This window comes from Streptomyces yangpuensis (assembly GCF_024666385.1).
Taxonomy (GTDB): domain Bacteria; phylum Actinomycetota; class Actinomycetes; order Streptomycetales; family Streptomycetaceae; genus Streptomyces; species Streptomyces yangpuensis.
In genome coordinates, this window is the sequence record NZ_CP102514.1 from 1,800,475 (window position 1) to 1,821,011 (window position 20,537).

Here is a 20,537-nt window from a genome sequence, read left to right on the forward strand (position 1 = left end):
CTGGTTTCCGGGGCGGCGGCCGGGCCGCCCGGCCCCTGCGGTCCGCTCCCCCCGTCCCCCGTTCGGACCAACCGGGACCAGGGGGGAACCGGGGCGCGCACCGGGACGAACAGGCCGATACTCGCCGCAGGGGCGGTCGCGCGGCCGCGCCGGCTTCGTGGAGGGCGGTGCGGGATGCAGTTCGACGACAACGCCGATCTGGACACCTCCGAGGTCAAGGATGTGCGGGGCAGTCGCATTCCGGGCGGGAGAGCCACCGTCGGCGGCGGCCTCGTCGGCATCATCGCGCTGATCATGGGCCTGCTCTTCGGTGTGGGGCCGGAGCAGCTGGGGCTGTCCTCCGGGGACGAGGAGCCCGCCCCGGCCGCGTCCTCCGTCAGCCAGGTGCAGCGGGCGTGCCGGACGGGGCAGGACGCGAACACGCGCGAGGACTGCCGGCTGGTCGCGGTGGTCAACAGCACCCAGGATTTCTGGCGGCAGGAGTTCACGCGGCGCGGCGGCCGGTACAGCCCCGCCTCGACGGTCTTCTTCACCGGCCGGGTGAACACCGCGTGCGGGGCTGCCACCTCGGCCGTGGGCCCCTTCTACTGCCCCGCCGACCGCCAGGTGTACCTGGACCTGGGCTTCTTCGACGAGCTGCGGACGAAGTTCGGCGCGAGCGGCGGCCCCTTCGCCCAGGCCTACGTCGTGGCCCACGAGTACGGGCACCACATCCAGAACCTGACCGGCACCCTCCAGCGGGCCCAGGACGGCCGGACGGGTGCGCACAGCAACGCGGTCAAGGTCGAGCTGCAGGCGGACTGCTACGCGGGGGTGTGGGCGCACAACGCGACGCGGACCCCGGACGAGTCCACGGGGCGGCCCCTGATCACCCGGCTGACCGACGAGGACATCCGGGACGGGCTGGACGCGGCGGCAGCGGTCGGCGACGACCGGATCCAGGAGATGTTCCAGGGCCGGGTGACCCCGGAGTCCTGGACCCACGGCTCGGCCGAGCAGCGCCGGCAGTGGTTTTACCAGGGCTACCGCACGGGTGACATGGCCCAGTGCAACACCTTCCGCTGACCGTCGGCGGCGCCTGCCATGCTGTGTGACGCGGGTCACCGTCACGAGAGGGAGTGATCGTCATGGCAGGCGTTCCGTCCATCTGTCCCACGCTGGTCTACCGCGACGCGAAGGCGGCCATCAAGCTGCTGACCGAGGCCTTCGGCTTCAGCCAGGTCGCGGTGTACGAGGGGGACGACGGCTCGGTGGTGCACGCGGAGCTGGCGTACGGCAACGGTGTGGTCATGCTGGGCAGCAAGGGCACCGGCGGGGCCTTCGACAAGGCCATGGAGGGCGCCGGCCCCGCGGGGGTCTACGTCGTGGTCGAGGACGTGGACGCCCATCACCTGAGGGCGGTCGAGCACGGCGTGGAGATCCTGATGGGCCCCACCGACCAGGACTACGGCTCCCGCGACTACATGGCCCGGGACGGCGAGGGCAACATCTGGAGCTTCGGTACGTACGCGCCGCAGGCCTGAGGAGCCGCGGCGCGTACGCGCGTAGCGCCGGGGTCAGGCGCCGCCGGTGTGGACCTGGAACGCGGCCCGGCGGACCGCCTTCGCCAGGGCCGGGTCCGGGTGCGCCGCGGCCAGCGCGACCAGGACCTGGACGGTGCGCGGATGGCCGACCGCCCGGACCTCGTCCAGCAGCCGGGGGACGGTGGTGCGGACGGCCGAGTCCAGGTGGCGGGCCAGCAGATCGGCCTCGCCGTGGTCGGCGATGGCGGCGGCGGTGTCCACCCAGAGCCAGGTCGACTCCTCGGCGGTGAGCACGTCCTGCGCCTCGTCGGGGTCGATCCCGTCGTGCTCGGCGAGCCAGAGCAGCGCGTACGGGCGCAGCGCGGGCTCGCGCACGGCGGCGCGCACCTCGGGCTCGGCAGGGGCGCCCACCACGCGCAGCGCCTCGAAGGCGAGGCCGCGCAGCAGGGCGTCCTCGCCGCGGGCGGCCTGGAGGAGTTCGGCGACGGCGTGGCCGACGGGCCGGGCGGCGAGCCAGGCCTGGTACTCGGCGCGGGCCGGCCCCGGGGTGAGCCGTGCGCAGCCGTGCAGCATGGCGGCGGCGGACTGCTCGATGTTCCCGGCGGGGCTCTGCGCCGCGACGCAGATCTGCTCCAGCTTGACCCACACGGCCCAGCTGCCGAGCGGGGTGAGGGTGGCCCGGGCGGGTCCGAGGGTGACGGCGTCCACGGCGGCGAGGCCGCCGAGCGCCCAGCGCAGCAGCCGGGCGAGCGGAACGGGCGGGGCCTCGGCGCACGGGGCGGCCGCGGCCGGCCGGGCCGCCGCGGGCTCCGCCTCGTAGGGGATCTCGCAGCGCTCGTCGCGCAGTTCGGTGACGCGCTGCCCGAGCAGGTCGAGCAGGTCGGGGACGGTCACCGGGCCCGCGGACAGCTGGAGCAGGGAGAGCAGCTGGGGCATGGCCTCGACGACCTCGGCGACGACCGCGGGGGCGATGTCGGCGGGGGCGGGGTGGACCAGCGACCAGGCGTCGAAGAGGGCGACCCAGCCGCGCAGTACGGCGGTGTCGTCGCGGTCCCAGGCACGCAGCCGCCAGCCGGGCCGGGCGTGGCCGCCGTGCACCTCGACGAGGCCGGCGAGGCGGGCGCGGTCCCAGCCGACCCGGATCTGGCCGTGTGTCAGGCCGAGTTCGTCGGCGGCGCGTTCGACGTCGGCGGCGGGCAGGGCTCCCGTCGGGGCGGGCCGGCCCCCGTCCACCGCGCCGAGGTTGCGCTCGGCCCAGCGGGTCAGGCGTACGGCGTCCGCCAGCGAGGCCCTGGCCCGGTTCGCGAGGTCGGCGGTGGCCGGGGTGCCCGCCGGGGGCCGCGCGGCGGGGCGGGTGCGTCGGTCGGTCACCGCCTTGCGCGCCGCGGCGACGGAGCGCGGGGAGACGAGTCGGAGTCTGGAGTCGCGAGCCAACTGCTCATCAGGCTTTCGGGACGTCACGGAAGCAGTCTCGCCCGTCACTGGCCGAAAGCCCAAACGGAATCGGCTCCTTCCACCCCTGCCCCAGGGGCAGACCGGGACAAGCCACCCGGAGGGCCTGCTCCGTCACACGGCTTTCACATCAAAGGGGTGAGGAAGCGGCGCAGGGCTTCCTCGTAACCGGCGGGATCGGCGTTCCACATCGCCCCGTGACCGGCCTGCCGGACCGTGTGCAGGGTGACCAGGTCGGGGCGGGCGGCGGCGAGCCTGCGGGAGGGTTCCCACGGGGCGAGGGCGTCGTCCGGGCCGTGGAAGATCAGTACGGGCACCCGCAGCGCTCCGGGGTCGGCGCCCGGCGGCAGGTGGTCGGCGCGCAGTCCGGCGCGGCCCTCGGCGGCCCGAACCGCCAGCGGCAGCACGGGGGCGGGGGTGCGGCGCGCCGCGACGAGGGCGCGCAGGGTGGTGTGCCAGTCGAGCACGGGCGAGTCCAGGACCAGGCCGGCGATCCGGTCGGCGAGTGCCGAGCGCTCGACGGCGCGCAGGGCCATGGTCGCGCCGGTGGACCAGCCGTGCAGGATCACCCGCCGGGCGCCGTAGCGCAGGGCGTAGCGGATGGCGGCGTCCAGGTCCCGCCATTCCGATTCGCCGAGGTGGCCGAGGCCGTCGGGAGGTTCGGGGGCGCCGAGGTCGCCGCGGTAGCCGAGGTCCAGGACGGGGAGCCGGTGCCGGTGCAGGAAGGGCATGACCACCATGGGGTGCTCGCGCCCGGAGCCGAGTCCGTGCACGGTGATCACCCAGGTGTCCCGAGCGGCGGGCACGAACCAGGCGGGGAGCGCGCCGAGCTCCCCGGGGATGTCCACGTCGGCGTGGTCGAGCCCGAGCGCGGTGCGCGGGTCGCCGATGTGCACCTGGGGGGTGAGGGTGACCCGGGTGCCGGGGGCGAGGCTGCCGTGGGTGACGGCGAGAAGCCTGCGCACGACGGTGTCCGGGCCGTGTTCGGCGTCGGGGAGGACGGGCCCGACGACGGCGTGCACCCCGGGCGCCGCCAGGCCGTACGTGCCGGGGCGCAGGGAGGCGAGCGAGCGGGTCAGCGCGATCCTGCCGTCGCCCGCGGAGTGCACGCTCAGCCGTGGCCCTCCGGGGAGCGGCACGCCGGGCCGGGGGCGCAGGGCGACGTCGGCGGCGTACCTGCCCGCCGCCACGGCGGCCGCGCCCGCGCCGATGAGGGTCGTGGTGACGGCCGCTGCCGCCGCAGTAACGGTACGCACCGTTCCAGTTTCGTCGCACAGAGTCCGGAGGGCCACCGGAGGAGAAGGCTCCGGGTCTACGCGGGAAGAGTGATCCGGGTCACTTCCGGGGGTCGGGATGAGTGGCGGCGGACACGCCCGGGGACGTGCGGAGGGGCTCATTCACCCGGCTTTGGCCTGCACTTATGCTGAAATCCACGTAAGAATCAGGACGAATATCCCGATCGCGCCCCGTGCCCGTACACCGCTCCGCCGGAGCCAGTTCACCTTCCGTTCACTCAGGTTGCCTACGTTCACCGAGCCACTGACGCCAAACAGAAGCCTGGGTAAATGGAGCACATAACGCTTCTCCTCGGGATCGTGATCATCACCGCTCTCGTGTTCGACTTCACGAACGGTTTTCACGACACGGCCAACGCGATGGCCACCACCATCTCGACCGGCGCCCTCAAGCCCAAGACCGCGGTGGCCATGTCCGCCGTGCTCAACCTCGTCGGCGCGTTCATGTCCGTGGAGGTCGCCAAGACGATCTCCAAGGGCCTGGTCAACGAGGAAGGCATCCAGCCAGAGGTGATCTTCGCCGCGCTGGTCGGCGCCATCCTCTGGAACCTCGTCACCTGGTTGGTCGGACTCCCGTCCAGCTCCTCCCACGCCCTGATGGGCGGCCTGATCGGTGCCGCGGTCGCCTCCGCCGGCATCGGCGCGGTCAACGGCGGCGTCGTCGTGACCAAGGTCCTCATCCCCGCGATCGCCGCCCCGCTGGTGGCCGGCATCGCCGCGTACCTGGCCGCCAAGCTCACCTACAAGCTGGGTGACAAGGTCGGCGAGAAGACCTCCGCCAAGGGGTACCGCGCCGGTCAGATCGCCTCGGCCGGTCTGGTCTCCCTCGCGCACGGCACCAACGACGCGCAGAAGACGATGGGCATCATCACCCTGGCCCTCATCGCCGGCGGCGCCATCGCTCCCGACGCGAACCCGCCGGTCTGGGTCATCGTCTCCGCCGGTGTGGCCATCGCGCTCGGCACCTACCTGGGCGGCTGGCGCATCATCCGCACCATGGGCAGCGGCCTGACCGACCTGCACCCGCAGCAGGGCTTCGCCGCCCAGACCTCGGCCGCGTCCGTCATCCTCGCCTCCTCGAACCTGGGCTTCTCGCTCTCCACCACCCACTCGTGCTCCGGCGCGGTCATGGGTGCGGGCCTGGGCCGCAAGGGCGGTGTGGTCCGCTGGTCGACCGCGACCCGCATGTTCGTCGCCTGGGGCCTGACCCTGCCGGCCGCCGCGCTGGTCTCGGCCGCTGCCGAGCTGGTCATGCGCGCCGGTGACATCGGCATCGCCGCCGTCACCGTCTTCCTGGTCGGTTCCTGCCTGGCCATCTGGCTCATCTCGCGCCGCCAGGTCGTCGACCACACCAACGTCAACGACGTCGCGCCGGCCGGCACCGAGGAGCCGGGTGTCGTCACCACGGCGATCGCCGCCGTCACCGTCCCGCCGACCGTCGCCGCCGCCGGCACCGCCGCCGCGGTCACGGACGAGGACCTCAAGGCCACCATCCCGGCCGCGACGCAGACCCCGGCGGCTCCGGCCGCCGCGGTCTGACCGAGACAGAGACACACAGAGGAATCGGCAGTATGAAGATCGACTGGGAAGCGCTGGGCTCCGTCTTCGGGGTCAGCCTCTTCGCCACCGTCGCCCTCGTGGCCCTCTTCACCCTGGGCCTGGTGGGCCTGTCCAAGCACGAGGCCGCCACCGAGCAGGGCGGCAGCGCCACCCTGGCCCGCAGCGGCGCGTACCTCTGCTTCGCGCTCGTCACGGCCGCCGTGACGTACGGGATCTACCTGATCGTCGCCTGACCCCCGCGACAGCGCGGGCACGGCGTGAAACATCGTGAAAGCTCCCTCCGGGTTCGTCCCGGGGGGAGCTTTCGCATCTCCCGGCCCTGCCGCGCCGCAGGTCAACGGCGAGTTGACGGGCCTTCCGGGTGCGTGGTGGACTGCCCGAGCCAATACGGCGGCATGGAGAGGAAGTCCGGTGCGATTCCGGCGCGGTCCCGCCACTGTCACCGGGGAGCGCACGCCGCGTGCGTCCCGGGAGCCAGGAACTCTCGCCGCCGGACACGTCGAACCAGGGCGCGGACCCTGAGTGAGGACATACCTGCCACCATGCGTGCCGATCGCGTTTTCGCGTACGGCGCCACGGCGGGCCTGATCGGCGACCGGATCCTCGGTGATCCCCGCCGAGGGCACCCCGTGGCCGCCTTCGGACGAGCCGCCGCCGCAGTCGAGCGCTCCCTGTGGCGTGACGACCGCGCCCGCGGCGTCCTGCACACCCTGCTGTGCGCCGGAGGCGCGACCGCCGTCGGCGCGCTGGCCGCCCGCTCGTTGCGCTCCCGCCCCGCAGCCGCCCGTATCGCCTTGACCGCCGCCGCCACCTGGGCCGTCGTGGGCGGCACCTCGCTGGGCCGTGAGGCCCGTGCCATCGGCGGCGCGCTCGCCGCCGGGGACGTCGAGGTGGCGCGCGAGCGGCTGCCGCACCTGTGCGGCCGCGACCCGCACTCCCTGGACGGGCAGCAGATGGCCCGTGCCGTCGTGGAGTCCGTCGCCGAGAACACCTCCGACGCCGTGGTCGGGGCCCTGGTGTGGGGCGCCGCCGCCGGGGTCCCCGGACTGCTGGCCTTCCGCGCCGTCAACACACTGGACGCGATGGTCGGCCACAAGTCCCCCCGCCACCTGCGCTACGGCTGGGCGTCCGCCCGGCTCGACGACCTCGCCGGCTGGCCCGGCGCCCGGCTCACGGCCCTGGCCGCCGTGGTCGCCGGACCCGACCGGCGCGGGGCCGTGCGCGCCTGGCGCGCGGACGCCGCCGCACACCCGAGCCCCAACGCCGGACCCGTCGAGGCCTCCTTCGCCGGGGCGCTCGGCGTCAGACTGGGCGGCACCCTGGCCTACGGCGGCCGGGTCGAGCACCGGGCCGTGCTGAACGGCGCGGCGGGGCGGCCGGTGGAGGTCGCCGACATCGAGCGGGCGGTACGGCTGTCACGGCAGGTGACGTGGCTGGCCCTGGGCGCCTGCGTGGCCGCCCGGTTGCTGGTGGGACGAGTACGACGGGCACGAGGGGTGCGAGGGGGACGCGCATGAGCGGCACGAGGCGCGGCGGCGGACTACTGGTCGCCGGTACGACGTCGGACGCGGGCAAGAGCGTGGTCACGGCGGGCATCTGCCGCTGGCTGGCCCGCCAGGGCGTGAAGGTGGCGCCCTTCAAGGCGCAGAACATGTCGCTGAACTCCTTCGTCACCCGGGAGGGCGCCGAGATCGGCCGCGCCCAGGCGATGCAGGCCCAGGCGGCCCGCGTGGAGCCGACCGCGCTGATGAACCCGGTGCTGCTCAAGCCCGGCAGCGACCGCAGCAGCCAGGTGGTGCTGCTGGGCAAGCCGGTGGGCGAGATGAGCGCCCGCGGCTACCACGGCGGGCGCCAGGAGCAGCTGCTCGGCATCGTCACGGACTGCCTGGAGCAGCTCCGGGGCACGTATGACGCCGTGATCTGCGAGGGGGCGGGCAGTCCGGCCGAGATCAACCTGCGCCGGACCGACATCGTCAACATGGGCATCGCGCGGGCCGCGCGCTTCCCGGTGGTCGTGGTCGGCGACATCGACCGCGGCGGGGTCTTCGCGTCCTTCTTCGGGACGACGGCGCTGCTCTCCCCCGAGGACCAGGAGCTGATCGCCGGCTACATGGTCAACAAGTTCCGCGGCGACGTGTCGCTGCTGGAGCCCGGCATGGAGATGCTGCGCGGGCTGACCGGCCGGGCGACGTACGGGGTGCTGCCGTTCCAGCACGGGCTCGGCATCGACGAGGAGGACGGCCTGCGGGTCTCGCTGCGGGGCGCCGTGCGGGAGTCCGTGGTGGCGCCGCCGGTGGGCGAGGACGTGCTGCGGGTCGCCGTGTGCGCGGTGCCGCTGATGTCGAACTTCACGGACGTCGACGCGCTCGCGGCCGAGCCCGGGGTCGTGGTGCGGTTCGTGGACCGCGCCGAGGAACTCGCCGACGCGGACCTGGTCGTCGTACCGGGCACCCGCGGCACGGTGAAGGCCCTGGCGTGGCTGCGCGAACGCGGACTGGCGGACGCGCTGGCGCGGCGGGCCGCCGAGGGCCGGCCGGTCCTGGGCATCTGCGGCGGTTTCCAGGCCCTGGGCGAGCACATCGAGGACGACGTCGAGTCGAAGGCGGGCTCGGTGGAGGGCCTGGGGCTGCTGCCGGTACGAGTGCGCTTCGCGCGCGAGAAGACCCTGGCCCGGCCCACCGGGACCGCGCTCGGCGAGCCGGTCGACGGGTACGAGATCCACCACGGGGTGGCCGAGGTGCTCGGCGGCGAGGCCTTCCTGGACGGATGCCGCGTCGGCGCGGTCTGGGGTACGCACTGGCACGGCTCGCTGGAGTCGGACGGCTTCCGCCGGGCGTTCCTGCGGGAGGTGGCGGCGGCCGCCGGCCGGCGCTTCGTCCCGGCCCCCGACACCTCGTTCGCCACCCTGCGCGAGGACCAGCTCGACCTGCTGGGTGACCTGATCGAACAGCACGCGGACACGGACGCACTGCTGAAGCTGATCGAAGCGGGGGCCCCGGCCGGGCTCCCCTTCCTCCCGCCGGGCGCACCGTGACCGGCGGGGCCCCGCGCCTTCAGCCCCGCCGGCGTTCGAGGCGCGGGGGTCCGGGGGCGGAGCCCCCGCCACGGCGCCGCACCGGCACGGGGAACAGCCCGCGCACGCAAACCCACATCCGCCCAGAGAGAGGCAACGCATGAGCACGCCCTATCCGTTCACCGCGGTGGTCGGCCAGACCGACCTGCGGCTGGCGCTCCTGCTGAACGCCGTGAGCCCGGCGGTCGGCGGTGTGCTCGTACGCGGCGAGAAGGGGACCGCCAAGTCCACCGCCGTACGCGCGCTGTCGGCGCTGCTGCCGCAGGTCGACGTCGTGCCCGGCTGCCGGTTTTCCTGCGCGCCCGCCGCGCCGGACCCGGGCTGCCCCGACGGTCCGCACGAGTCCGGCCCCGGCGGCGCCCGGCCCGCCCGCATGGTGGAACTGCCCGTCGGCGCGTCCGAGGACCGCCTCGTCGGCGCGCTCGACATCGAACGGGCCCTCGCCGAGGGCGTGAAGGCCTTCGAACCCGGGCTGCTCGCCGACGCCCACCGCGGGATCCTCTACGTCGACGAGGTCAACCTCCTCCACGACCACCTGATCGACCTGCTGCTGGACGCCGCCGCGATGGGCGCCTCGTACGTGGAGCGCGAGGGCGTCTCCGTGCGGCACGCGGCCCGCTTCCTGCTCGTCGGCACCATGAACCCGGAGGAGGGCGAGCTGCGGCCGCAGCTCCTCGACCGCTTCGGGCTGACCGTGGAGGTCGCCGCCTCCCGCGAGCCCGCCCAGCGGGTGGAGGTGGTCCGCCGCCGGCTCTCCTACGAGGACGATCCCGCGGGCTTCGCCGCCCGCTGGTCGGGGGACGAGAGCGAGGTCCGCGCCCGGGTCGTGGCCGCGCGGGCGCTGCTGCCGCAGGTCCGCCTCGGCGACAACGCGCTCCTGCAGATCGCCGCGACCTGCGCCGGTTTCGAGGTCGACGGCATGCGGGCCGACATCGTGATGGCGCGGACCGCGACCGCGCTGGCCGCGTGGGCGGGGCGCACGGCGGTGCTGAAGGAGGACGTACGGCAGGCCGCGCTGCTCGCGCTCCCCCACCGGCGGCGCCGCAACCCCTTCGACGCGCCGGGCCTGGACGAGGACAAGCTGGACGAGATCCTCGACCGGTTCCCCGACGAGGAGCCGGAGAACGACCCGGACCCGCAGCCTGATCCCGGCACCGACCCGGAGCCCGGCCCGGACGGCGGTCCCGAGAACCCGCAGGGCCCGGACGACGACGGCGGCGGCCCCGACGGTGGCGGCGGAGTGCCCCCGCAGGGCGGCGGACCCCAGGACGCGCAGCCCCCGGCGGATCCCGCCGAGGCCCCCGCGGACTCCCCCGAGGCGCCCCGGCAGCCCTCCGCCCAGGAGGCCGACGGGCCCGAGCAGGCCGCCGTACGGGCCGACGAGCCGTTCCGCACCAGGATGCTGAGTGTGCCGGGGCTCGGCGAGGGCGCCGACGGACGGCGTTCGCGCGCCCGGACCGCGCACGGCCGGACCACCGGCGCCCAGCGCCCCCGCGGCCAGCTCACGAAGCTGCACCTGGCGGCGACCGTGCACGCCGCCGCCCCGCACCAGAAGGCGCGCGGCCGGACCGGGCGCGGCCTGGTGGTCCGCAAGGACGACCTGCGCCAGGCCACCCGGGAGGGCCGCGAGGGCAACCTCGTCCTCTTCGTGGTCGACGCCTCCGGGTCCATGGCCGCCCGGCAGCGGATGAGCGCGGTCAAGGGCGCCGTGCTGTCGCTGCTCCTGGACGCCTACCAGCGCCGGGACAAGGTCGGCCTGGTCACCTTCCGCGGGGCCGCCGCCGAGCTGGCGCTGCCGCCCACCTCCTCGGTGGACACGGCCGCCGCCCGGCTGGAGAAGCTGCCCACCGGCGGCCGCACCCCGCTCGCGTCCGGGCTGCTGAAGGCCCACGAGGTGCTGCGGATCGAGCGGTTGCGGGATCCGAGCCGCCGCCCGCTGCTGGTCGTGGTCACCGACGGTCGGGCCACCTCGGCCGGCGCCGTCGGCGGCGACCCGCGCGAGCTGACGACGCGCAGTGCCCGGCTGCTGGCCGCCGAGGGGGTCGCGTCGGTCGTCGTGGACTGCGAATCGGGGCCGGTCCGGCTGGGACTGGCCGGGGCGCTGGCCGCCGACCTCGGCGGCCCGGCCGTCACCCTCGACGGGCTGCGGGCCGACTCACTGGCCGGGCTCGTGAAGGACGTACGTACCGCAGTGACCACTTCCGCTTCCCACACCACCAGGAGGGCCGCGTAATGCCTCAGGGACAGCCGTCCGTCGTACCGGACGACGGACTCACCACCCGCCAGCGCCGCAACCGCCCGCTCGTCTTCGTCCACACCGGACCGGGCAAGGGCAAGTCCACGGCGGCCTTCGGGCTGGCGCTGCGCGCCTGGAACCAGGGCTGGCCGATCGGGGTGTTCCAGTTCGTCAAGTCGGCGAAGTGGAAGGTCGGCGAGGAGAACGCGCTGAAGGTGCTCGGCGCCTCCGGCGAGGGCGGCAGCGTCGTCTGGCACAAGATGGGCGAGGGCTGGTCCTGGGTCCAGCGGGACGCGCAGCTCGACAACGAGCAGGCGGCCAAGGAGGGCTGGGAGCAGGTCAAGCGCGATCTGGCCGCCGAGACGCACAAGCTGTACGTGCTCGACGAGTTCGCGTACCCGATGCACTGGGGCTGGATCGACGTCGACGAGGTCATCGAGGTGCTGCGCAGCCGTCCCGGCAGCCAGCACGTGGTGATCACCGGCCGCAACGCGCCGGAGAAGCTGGTGGAGTTCGCGGACCTGGTCACCGAGATGACCAAGGTGAAGCACCCGATGGACGCCGGCCAGAAGGGCCAGAAGGGCATCGAGTGGTGACCTCGTTCGACATGCCCCGGCTGGTCGTCGCCGCGCCGTCGTCCGGCAGCGGCAAGACCACCGTGGCCACGGGCCTGATGGCGGCCTTCGCGGAGCGCGGCCTCGCCGTGTCCCCGCACAAGGCCGGGCCCGACTACATCGACCCCGGCTACCACGCGCTGGCCACCGACCGGCCGGGGCGCAACCTCGACGCGTTCATGTGCGGGCCGGAGCTGGTCGCCCCGCTGTTCGCGCACGGGGCGGCCGGGTGCGACCTGGCCGTGGTCGAGGGCGTGATGGGGCTCTACGACGGGGCCGCGGGCCGGGGCGAGCTGGCGTCGACGGCGCAGGTGGCGAAGCTGCTGCGGGCGCCGGTGGTGCTGGTGGTCGACGCGTCGTCGCAGTCGCGGTCGGTGGCGGCGCTGGTGCACGGCTTCGCGTCCTTCGACCCGCAGGTGCGCCTCGGCGGCGTGATCCTCAACAAGGTCGGCTCCGACCGGCACGAGGTGATGCTGCGGGAGGCGCTGGAGGAGGCGGGGATGCCGGTGCTCGGTGTCCTGCGGCGTGCTCCCCAGGTGGCCACGCCCTCGCGCCACCTGGGTCTGGTGCCGGTGGCCGAGCGGCACGCCGACGCGCTGGCCGCCGTGGCGGCGCTGGCCGAGCAGGTACGGGCGGGCTGTGACCTGGACGCGCTGATGGCGCTGGCCCGGACGGCCCCGCCGCTGTCCTGCGACCCGTGGTCGCCGGATCCGGCCTCGCCGGCGTTGGAGGTGCGGGGTGCGGGGCGGAGCCCCGGCAACGGCGCCGCACCGCACGGCCGGCCTGTCATCGCGGTCGCCGGCGGCTCGGCGTTCACGTTCTCCTACGCCGAGCACGCGGAACTGCTCACCGCCGCAGGGGCGGATGTCGTCACCTTCGATCCCCTGAAGGACGAGGCCCTGCCGACCGGTACCGCCGGCCTGGTGATCGGCGGCGGCTTCCCGGAGGTGTACGCGCCGGAGCTGTCCGCGAACGAACCGCTGCGGGCGGCGGTCGCGGCATTCGCCGCGGCCGGCGGTCCGGTGGCGGCCGAGTGCGCCGGGCTGCTGTACCTGGCGCGGTCGCTGGACGGGAAGCCCATGTGCGGGGTGCTCGACGCGGACGCGCGGATGTCCGAGCGGCTGACCCTGGGATACCGCGAGGCGGTGGCGGTGTCGGACAGCTCGCTCGCGGCGGCCGGGACCCGGCTGCGCGGGCACGAGTTCCACCGGACGGTGATCGAGCCGGGTGCCGGTGCCGCTGCGGCGTGGGGGTTCACGCACCCGGAGCGGCGGGTCGAGGGCTTCGTCCAGCGGGGTGTGCACGCCAGCTACCTGCACACGCACTGGGCGGCGGAGCCGTCCGTCGCCCGCCGTTTCGCCGAGGCAGCGGCCGCCCGGGCGGCGGCCGTACGGGATGCCGCGGCAGCACGGCCGTGAACCCCGTCGGCTCACTCCGCGATGCCCACCACGAGCCAGATCCCGGCCACCCCGCCCACCGTGCACATCAGTGTGGACAGGGCGGGGTGCTTGTGGTGCGCCTCGGGCAGGATCTCGGCGGCCGCGAGGTAGAGCAGGAGGCCTCCGAAGAACCCGAGGTACGCGCCGAGGGGTTCCTCCGGAAGGGTGAACAGCAGAGTGGACGCGGCGCCCACCACCGGGGCGGCCGCGTCCGCGAAGAGCATCAGCAGGGCCTTGCGGCGGTCGTTCCCGTAGAGGCTGGCGAGGGTGTAGGTGTTGAACCCGTCGGCGAAGTCGTGGGTGATGACGGCCAGCGCCACGGCCACGCCCATTCCGCCGCCGACCTGGAAGGCCGCGCCGAGCGCCACCCCGTCGGCGAGGCTGTGGGCGACCATCGCGGCGGCCGCGGTGAGCCCGACCTGCGGGACGCGCACGCCGTTCTCGGCGCCGTGCGCGGCCTGACGGACGGCCAGCAGCCGTTCGACGACGTGGGCGACGAGGAAGCCGGCCACGAAGAGCAGCAGGGCGAGCGGGACGCCGAAGACCTCGCTGCCCGCCGCGTGCAGGGCCTCGGGGAGCAAATCGAGGCCGACGACGCCGAGCATCAGCCCGCCCGCCAGCCCCAGCACGAGGTGGCGGCGGTCGGTGACGCGCTGCGCCGTCCATCCGCCCAGCAGGGTCATGAGGAACGCGCCCAACGCCACGATCACGGCCATGTGCCCCTGAATACAGATTCCCCGGCCCGTGCGCACATCCGCGCGCGGGCGGCGGGCGTCGCAGTGTTGACGACTGACCGGTGTCCGGTGAGGTGCCGGTGACCGTGACTACGGAGGGAGGCCCGGGGTGGGCGAGTACACGACGCAGCTGGTGGTCGGGGTCGGCGGGCGGGCGGGAGTGTCCGTCGAGGAGGTCTGCGCGCTGGTCGAGGAGACGCTGCGGGGCGCCGGGCTGGCCGCGGCGGCGGTGACGGCGCTGGCCACGGTGGACTCGAAGGCGGGCGAGGCGGGGATCGCCGGGGCGGCGGAACGTTTCGGCGTGCCCGTCGTCGGCTATCCCGCGGACCGGCTGGCCGCCGTCCCCGTACCGCACCCCTCGGAGGCGGCGCGGGCCGCGACCGGCACACCCTCGGTGGCGGAGGCCGCCGCTCTCGTGGCGGGCGGGGAGCTCCTCGTGCCCAAGCGCCGCTCTCTCTCGGCGACCTGCGCGGTGGCCACGGCGCAGGCCCACGACCTGCGCCACCACGGGGACGCCGAGGTGGTGGACGCGGGCTCCGCCCTGGAGGACCTCGCGGTCAACGTACGGGCGGACACTCCGCCGGAGTGGCTCAGGCAGCGGATCGCCGCCTGTCTCGGGGACCTCGCCGCGTATCCCGACGGACGTGCCGCCCGCGCGGCGGTGGCGGCCCGGCACGGGCTGCCGGTCGAGCGGGTGCTGCTGACGGCGGGGGCGGCGGAGGCCTTCGTGCTGATCGCGCGGGCCCTGGGCGCCGTACGGCCGGTCGTGGTGCATCCGCAGTTCACCGAGCCGGAGGCCGCCCTGCGGGACGCCGGCCACCGGGTCGAGCGGGTGGTGCTGCGCCCCGAGGACGGGTTCCGGCTGGATCCGGCGGCCGTGCCGGAGGACGCGGACCTGGTGGTCGTCGGCAACCCGACCAATCCGACGTCCGTCCTGCACCCGGCGGCGACCCTGGCCGCGCTGGCCCGGCCGGGCCGGACCCTGGTGGTGGACGAGGCGTTCATGGACGCCGTCCCGGGCGAACGGGAGGCCCTCGCGGGCCGGACGGACCTGCCGGGGCTGGTGGTGCTGCGGAGCCTGACGAAGACGTGGGGCCTGGCAGGACTGCGGATCGGCTACGTCCTGGCCGAGCCCGGGGTGATCGCGAAGCTGGCGGCGGCGCAGCCGCTGTGGCCGGTGTCGACGCCCGCCCTGGTGGCGGCCGAGGCCTGCGTGGCTCCGGCGGCGCTGGCCGAGGCGGAGGAGGCGGCGCGGCGGATCGCGGTGGACCGGGCGCACCTGCTGGCCGGGCTCGCGGAGTTCGAGGAGGTGACGGTCGTGGGCCGGGCGGAGGGTCCGTTCGTCCTGATCCGGGTGGCGGACGGCGCGGAGGTCCGCACCCGGCTGCGGGCCCTCGGCTTCGCCGTCCGGCGCGGGGACACTTTCCCCGGGCTGGACCGGACCTGGCTCCGGCTGGCGGTGCGCGACCGGGCGACGACGGGCCGGCTGCTGCAGGCCCTGGACCGGGCCCTCGCGCTGACCGCCCGCTGATCTCTCGCGGGCCTCGGGCCGACCTGGGGCCGGCCTCGGGACGGCCTCGTGCACACCTGCCTGACCTGCATGTTCCCGGAGGCTCCGGCGCCTGGTTCACTCGAACGGCCCCCCTACGATGGCTGCGGGGGCGGGGCCGTTCGAGGATCCCCGCATCGGGGCTCGGACAACGGGGGCAGGAATGAAGGCATCCGCCGCGGCAGGCGCAGCACTGGCCGGACTGGTGATCGTGGGCGGCGCCCTGTACGCCGTACCGCAGCTGCTCGGCGGGGAGGACGCACCCGCCGCACGGCAGCGGCTGGGCGCCGGACAGGACCGCGCCGCGGCACCGTCGCCTACGGCCGCCGCCGCGCCCGCGGGACAGCCGTTCACGCTGGTGGCGACCGGGGACATCATCCCGTACCCGTCCATCGTCCAGCGGGCGGGGGACGACGCCGGCCGGGCCGGTGAGTACGACTTCCGGAAGATACTCGCCGGGGTCAAACCCCTGGTCTCCGCCGCCGACCTGGCGATATGCCACCACGAGATACCGTACGGGCGCCCCGGCGGCCCCTACACCGGCTATCCCACCTTCAAGGCCCCGCACCAGCTGGCGGACGCCCTCAAGGACGCCGGGTACGACGGGTGTTCCACCGCCTCGAACCACACGCTGGACGACGGCTACGAGGGCCTCGCCCGCACCCTGGAGCACCTGGACCGGGTCGGCATCCCGCACGTCGGCTCGGCGCGCAGCGCCGAGGAGGCCAAGGCCCCGGCCCTGCTCTCGGCGGGCGGCGCGAAGGTCGCCCAGCTGTCGTACACGTACGGCACGAACGGCATCCCGCTCCCCCAGGACAAGCCGTGGGCCGTGAACCTGATCGACAAGGACCGGATCGTCGCCGACGCGCGCGCGGCCCGGGCGGGCGGGGCCGACGTCGTGGTGCTCAGCGTCCACTGGGGCACCGAATGGCAGACGGCCCCGGACCAGCAGCAGACGGAGCTGGCGCAGGCCCTGACCGCGTCCCGCTCGGCCGACGGCCTCCCCGACATCGACCTGATCATCGGCACGCACAACCACGTGCCGCAGCCCTACGAGAAGATCAACGGCACCTGGGTGGTCTTCGGCATGGGCGACCAGGTCGCCAGCTTCGTCCCGGCCGACAAGCTGCGCGGCAACCAGTCCTCGGTCCCGCGCTTCACCTTCGCCCCGGCGGCGGACCGGCCGGGCCGCTGGGAAGTGGTGAAGGCCGAGTACCTCACGCAGTACTCGGACATGGGCCCGCCGTTCCGCGTCGTCTGCGCCTCCTGCGCGGCCTCGGACGAGACGCTGCCGGCCGCGAAGCGCGACGCGTACGCACGGATCGACCGGCAGGTCACCGACGCCGTGATGTCACGCGGCGCGGGTGACCAGGGGCTCACCCACGCCACCCGTTGAGCACTCCCCTCCGATGTGCTCGCCGGGTGGCGTCGGTGCCGGGCTCGGCCGGGCCGGACGGCGGGCCGGGGCCCGGGGCGGGGCGGGCCCCGCGCCGGGGCCCGCGCCTGAACCGGGCCGGGGCCCGGGCCGGAACCGGGCCGGGGCCCGGGCCGGAACCGGGCCGGGGCCCGGGCCGGAACCAGGTCGGGCCTGGTCGCCCGGCAGTCCTACTGGGCCCGGCCCCGGCGGGTCAGGAAGAGCGCGCCGCCGCCGAGAGCGAGCAGGGTCAGCGCACCGCCCGTGATGAAGGGGGTGAGCGAACCGCCGCCGGTCTCGGCCAGGTTGGCGTCCGGGGTGCCGCCCGAGCCGGTGCCCGAACCCGTGGTGGCGCCACCGGTGCCGGTCCCGGTGCCGGTCCCGGTCTGGGTCTTGATGTCGGGCTGCCCGGGCTGCCCCGGCCGCTCGGGCGCCTTCGTCGTCGGGGCCGGGCCCTTCGGGGACTCGCAGTGCGCCTCGGCCAGCACGATCTCTCCGTCCACCTGGGCCACGTTCAGGTTCAGCGGGTTCACCGCCACCTTCAGCCGGAGCGCGGCCGCGGCGGCCGTGCCGGAGGTGGTCTCGGTGCCGGACAGCTCCATGCTGACCATGCCCACTCCGGGGACCTCGACCTTGGTGGGACCGCCCGCCGACAGGGTGACCTTCTTGCCGAGCGCGGTTACCGTGCCGAGGACGTTGGCGCTGGCCACCGGCTTCTTGCCGGCTTCGCAGACGGCCTTGGAGGTGACCTTCTCCACCTCGATCAGGGAGAGCAGCGGGAGCCCGGGGACGTGCACGCGGGCCTTGGCCAGGTTGACCTCGGCCGCCGCCGCGTTCTTGTCGGCGGTGGCCTTGGAGGTGGCGACGGTCGCGTTCAGGACGCTGACCGGCTTGTTCCCCTCGACCCCGTCCAGGGTGACGGTCAGCGCCGTCTTCTCGGCGGTCGCGGGGGCGCTGACCTCGTTGAGGGTCGCCTTCATGGGGACGTGCACGGTCTTGTTGAGCAGTCCCACGTCCAGTCCGGTGCGCAGGACGACGGCGCCGGCCTTGCCCTCTCCGCCGCCGGGGGTGCCTGCGGTGGCGGAGGCGGGCGGTGCGGTGAGCAGGGCGACCGCCCCCGTGGCGAGCAGAACGGCCGCGGGCATGCGGAAGGTATTGCTGTTCAAGGTCCTGGAACCCCCGGGGAGTTGGGTGCCGTCGCGCGGCCAATGGGGGACATCGCACGCGCCGACGGCTTCGACCCTGGGAATCCTTACTCAATGTGGGTGACGGGGCAGCTACCTGAGGCCACTTCACCCCAAAGGGTGGTTTCCGTGCTGGGTTTCGATTTGCGGCCCCGCTCACCGCCCCCGTTCGTGCCGTCGCGTTCAGGCCCTGACCCTGCCGTCGACGACCACCCGCCGCGGCTGCGCCAGGACCCGTACGTCGGCCCGCGGGTCGGCGTCGTAGACCACGAGGTCCGCCGGTGCGCCCTCGGTCAGCCCCGGCCTGCCGAGCCACTCGCGGGCCGCCCAGGCCGTCGCCGAGAGGGCCTCCAGGGCCGGGATCCCGGCCTTCACCAGCTCGGCGACCTCCGCCGCGACCAGCCCGTGCGGCAGGGAACCCCCGGCGTCGGTGCCGACATAGACCTGGATGCCCGCGTCGTGGGCGGCCCGGACGGTGTCGTAGCGCCGCTCGTGGAGCCGGCGCATGTGGGCCGACCAGCGGGGGAACTTCGCGTCGCCGCCCGCCGCGAGCTTCGGGAAGGTCGCGATGTTGACGAGGGTGGGGACGATCGCGACCCCGCGTTCCGCGAACAGCGGGATGGTGTCCTCGGTGAGGCCGGTGGCGTGTTCGACGCAGTCGATGCCGGCCTCGACGAGATCGCGCAGCGAGTCCTCGGCGAAGCAGTGCGCGGTGACCCGGGCGCCCAGCCGGTGTGCCTCGGCGATGGCCGCCTCGACCTCGGCGCGCGGCCAGCAGGCCGTCAGGTCGCCGGCGTCGCGGTCGATCCAGTCGCCGACCAGCTTCACCCAGCCGTCGCCGCGCCGTGCCTCGCGGCCGACGTACTCGACGAGGTCGGCCGGCTCGATCTCGTGGGCGTAGTTGCGGATGTAGCGGCGGGTGCGCGCGATGTGCCGGCCCGCCCGGATGATCTTCGGGAGGTCCTCGCGGTCGTCGATCCAGCGGGTGTCCGAGGGCGATCCGGCGTCGCGGATCAGGAGGGTGCCCGCGTCGCGGTCGGTGAGCGCCTGGCGCTCGGCCGTCCCGGCGTCGACCGGCCCGTGGGCGTCGAGCCCCACGTGGCAGTGCGCGTCGACCAGCCCGGGCAGGACCCAGCCGGTCACGGTGGTGACCTCGCGGGCTCCGGGCGGGCGCTCGTAGGAGACGCGCCCGCCGACCACCCAGAGCTCGTCGCGGACCTCGTCGGGCCCGATCAGCACCCGCCCCTTCACGTGCAGCACATCGCCCGAGCCGCCCGGACCGGTCGGACCGCCCGAGCCGCCCGGACCGGTCCGACCGCTCACATCGCGCACACCGCTCACATCGCTCATGGCGGCACTGTACGTGCGGCCCCCGCCGCCTCAGGAGGCGGAGAGGACGTCCAGCAGCCGGTCCACCTCCGCCTCGGTGTTGTACAGGTGGAACGAGGCCCGCAGCATGCCCGCGCGGGCCGAGGTGAGGATGCCGGCCGCCTCCAGGGCGGGCTGCCGGCCGGCGAGGCCCGGCACGGAGACGATGGCGGCGTCACCGGGTACGGGTTCGTGGCCGAGGCTTGCGAGTCCGGCGCGGTAGCGGGCGGCCAGGGCGGTGTCGTGGGCGTGCACGGCCTCGATGCCGATCCGCTCGAACAGGGCCAGCGAGACCTCTGCCGCGTGGTAGGCGAGGAAGGCCGGGGACTCGTCGAACCGACGCGCGGAGGCGGCCAGTTCGGGCATCGGGCCGTAGACGGCGTCCCACATGGACTCCGCGGCCACCCAGCCGGCGTGCAGCGGGGTCAGCGACTCCTGCGCCTCCTGCGACACGGTCAGGAACGAGGCCCCGCGGACGCCGAGCAGCCACTTGAAGCCGACGGTGACCGTGTAGTCGTACGGCGAGGCGTCGAAGGGCAGCCAGCCCGCCGCCTGGGACGCGTCCACGAGCATCCGGGCGCCGTGCGCGGCGGTCGCCGCGCGCACCGCCGCCAGGTCGGCCTTGCGCCCGTCCGCGGACTGGACGGCGCTCAGCGAGACCAGGGCGGTGTCCGGGCCGACGGCCTCGGCGAGGGACTCCAGCGGTGCGAACCGCACCTTGAGGTCGTCCCGCACCACGAACGGGTTGATCACGGAGGCGAAGTCGTCCTCCGGGCACAGCACTTCGGCGCCGGAGGGCAGCGAGGCCGCGACGAGGCCGACGTGGGTGGCCACGGCCGAGCCGACGGCCACCCGGCCGGTGTCCACGCCGACCAGGCGGGCGAAGGAGGCGCGGGCGCGGTTCACGCGGTCGAAGTCGCCGAATCCGGCGGGGATCCCGGCCCCCGCCCCCTCGGCCAGCTCCTTCATCGCGGCGACGGCGGAACGCGGGACGACCCCGCATTTGGCGGAGTTGAGATAGGTGGTGGAGTGGGCGAACTCGGCACGGGCCGTTTCGGCGATCGGAAGATCCATGCCGTCAACTCTGCGCCAGGAA

General features: G+C 74.7%; 17 protein-coding genes and 1 riboswitch. Of the genes, 11 read left to right on the forward strand and 6 right to left on the reverse strand.

Annotated features, from left to right (window positions below):
* Positions 1 to 174: 174 nt before the first annotated feature.
* Both ypfJ and NRK68_RS08325 read left to right on the forward strand, forming a co-directional pair.
* The gene (ypfJ, locus tag NRK68_RS08320; protein WP_257855504.1) at positions 175 to 1,065 is read left to right on the forward strand and encodes a KPN_02809 family neutral zinc metallopeptidase; all 891 of its coding nucleotides are present in this window, start codon (positions 175 to 177) and stop codon (positions 1,063 to 1,065) included.
* Between the two features lie 62 nt (positions 1,066 to 1,127).
* The gene (locus NRK68_RS08325; RefSeq protein WP_183069603.1) at positions 1,128 to 1,523 is read left to right on the forward strand and encodes a VOC family protein; all 396 of its coding nucleotides are present in this window, start codon (positions 1,128 to 1,130) and stop codon (positions 1,521 to 1,523) included.
* Between the two features lie 33 nt (positions 1,524 to 1,556).
* Here the strand turns inward: NRK68_RS08325 and NRK68_RS08330 are convergent, their stop codons facing one another.
* Both NRK68_RS08330 and NRK68_RS08335 read right to left on the reverse strand, forming a co-directional pair.
* Positions 1,557 to 2,984 carry a hypothetical protein gene (locus NRK68_RS08330; RefSeq protein WP_373023492.1) on the reverse strand — a complete coding sequence of 476 codons (1,428 nt, stop codon included), beginning with the start codon at positions 2,982 to 2,984 and terminating at the stop codon, positions 1,557 to 1,559.
* A gap of 116 nt (positions 2,985 to 3,100) precedes the next feature.
* Positions 3,101 to 4,231 carry an alpha/beta hydrolase family protein gene (locus NRK68_RS08335; RefSeq protein WP_183069602.1) on the reverse strand — a complete coding sequence of 377 codons (1,131 nt, stop codon included), beginning with the start codon at positions 4,229 to 4,231 and terminating at the stop codon, positions 3,101 to 3,103.
* A 309-nt stretch (positions 4,232 to 4,540) separates the two neighbouring features.
* On the opposite strand from NRK68_RS08335, the gene NRK68_RS08340 reads away from it, so the two are divergent.
* The 7 genes from NRK68_RS08340 (at position 4,541) to NRK68_RS08370 (ending at position 13,171) form a co-directional block, all read left to right on the forward strand.
* On the forward strand, positions 4,541 to 5,809 hold the full coding sequence (locus NRK68_RS08340; RefSeq protein WP_183069601.1) for an inorganic phosphate transporter: 1,269 nt from the start codon (positions 4,541 to 4,543) through the stop codon (positions 5,807 to 5,809).
* Positions 5,810 to 5,841: 32 nt separating this feature from the next.
* Positions 5,842 to 6,063: a hypothetical protein gene (locus NRK68_RS08345; protein ID WP_046775416.1), complete on the forward strand. Its 222-nt coding sequence runs from the start codon at positions 5,842 to 5,844 to the stop codon at positions 6,061 to 6,063.
* A 167-nt stretch (positions 6,064 to 6,230) separates the two neighbouring features.
* A riboswitch (cobalamin riboswitch) is annotated at positions 6,231 to 6,314 on the forward strand.
* A gap of 58 nt (positions 6,315 to 6,372) precedes the next feature.
* On the forward strand, positions 6,373 to 7,347 hold the full coding sequence (locus tag NRK68_RS08350) for a cobalamin biosynthesis protein (protein WP_183069600.1): 975 nt from the start codon (positions 6,373 to 6,375) through the stop codon (positions 7,345 to 7,347).
* On the forward strand, positions 7,344 to 8,864 hold the full coding sequence (locus tag NRK68_RS08355; protein ID WP_257855510.1) for a cobyric acid synthase: 1,521 nt from the start codon (positions 7,344 to 7,346) through the stop codon (positions 8,862 to 8,864). Before NRK68_RS08350 ends, NRK68_RS08355 begins: the two co-directional genes overlap by 4 nt.
* Before the next feature lie 139 nt (positions 8,865 to 9,003).
* Positions 9,004 to 11,136: a putative cobaltochelatase gene (locus NRK68_RS08360; protein ID WP_257855511.1), complete on the forward strand. Its 2,133-nt coding sequence runs from the start codon at positions 9,004 to 9,006 to the stop codon at positions 11,134 to 11,136.
* Positions 11,136 to 11,735, forward strand: a complete 600-nt coding sequence (gene cobO, locus NRK68_RS08365) for a cob(I)yrinic acid a,c-diamide adenosyltransferase (RefSeq protein WP_030766811.1) — start codon at positions 11,136 to 11,138, stop codon at positions 11,733 to 11,735. Before NRK68_RS08360 ends, cobO begins: the two co-directional genes overlap by 1 nt.
* Positions 11,736 to 11,746: 11 nt before the next feature.
* On the forward strand, positions 11,747 to 13,171 hold the full coding sequence (locus NRK68_RS08370) for a cobyrinic acid a,c-diamide synthase CobB (protein ID WP_257857798.1): 1,425 nt from the start codon (positions 11,747 to 11,749) through the stop codon (positions 13,169 to 13,171).
* An 11-nt stretch (positions 13,172 to 13,182) separates the two neighbouring features.
* Here the strand turns inward: NRK68_RS08370 and NRK68_RS08375 are convergent, their stop codons facing one another.
* Positions 13,183 to 13,908, reverse strand: a complete 726-nt coding sequence (locus NRK68_RS08375) for a ZIP family metal transporter (protein WP_183069597.1) — start codon at positions 13,906 to 13,908, stop codon at positions 13,183 to 13,185.
* Between the two features lie 127 nt (positions 13,909 to 14,035).
* On the opposite strand from NRK68_RS08375, the gene cobC reads away from it, so the two are divergent.
* Positions 14,036 to 15,457 (forward strand): Rv2231c family histidinol phosphate aminotransferase CobC, encoded by a 1,422-nt coding sequence (gene cobC, locus NRK68_RS08380; protein WP_257855512.1) that lies wholly within the window; start codon positions 14,036 to 14,038, stop codon positions 15,455 to 15,457.
* Positions 15,458 to 15,638: 181 nt separating this feature from the next.
* Positions 15,639 to 16,871, forward strand: a complete 1,233-nt coding sequence (locus NRK68_RS08385; protein ID WP_183069596.1) for a CapA family protein — start codon at positions 15,639 to 15,641, stop codon at positions 16,869 to 16,871.
* Between the two features lie 209 nt (positions 16,872 to 17,080).
* Here NRK68_RS08385 and NRK68_RS08390 read toward each other — a convergent pair whose 3' ends face one another.
* From NRK68_RS08390 to NRK68_RS08400, 3 genes are all read right to left on the reverse strand, one after another.
* Positions 17,081 to 18,055, reverse strand: a complete 975-nt coding sequence (locus tag NRK68_RS08390; protein ID WP_183069595.1) for an SCO1860 family LAETG-anchored protein — start codon at positions 18,053 to 18,055, stop codon at positions 17,081 to 17,083.
* A 201-nt stretch (positions 18,056 to 18,256) separates the two neighbouring features.
* Complete coding sequence (locus NRK68_RS08395) at positions 18,257 to 19,333, reverse strand: amidohydrolase family protein (protein ID WP_257857799.1); 1,077 nt, start codon at positions 19,331 to 19,333, stop codon at positions 18,257 to 18,259.
* Between the two features lie 120 nt (positions 19,334 to 19,453).
* Entirely contained in the window at positions 19,454 to 20,515 is a 1,062-nt protein-coding gene (locus NRK68_RS08400) for an aminotransferase class V-fold PLP-dependent enzyme (protein WP_183069594.1), read from the reverse strand.
* Positions 20,516 to 20,537: the final 22 nt, after the last annotated feature.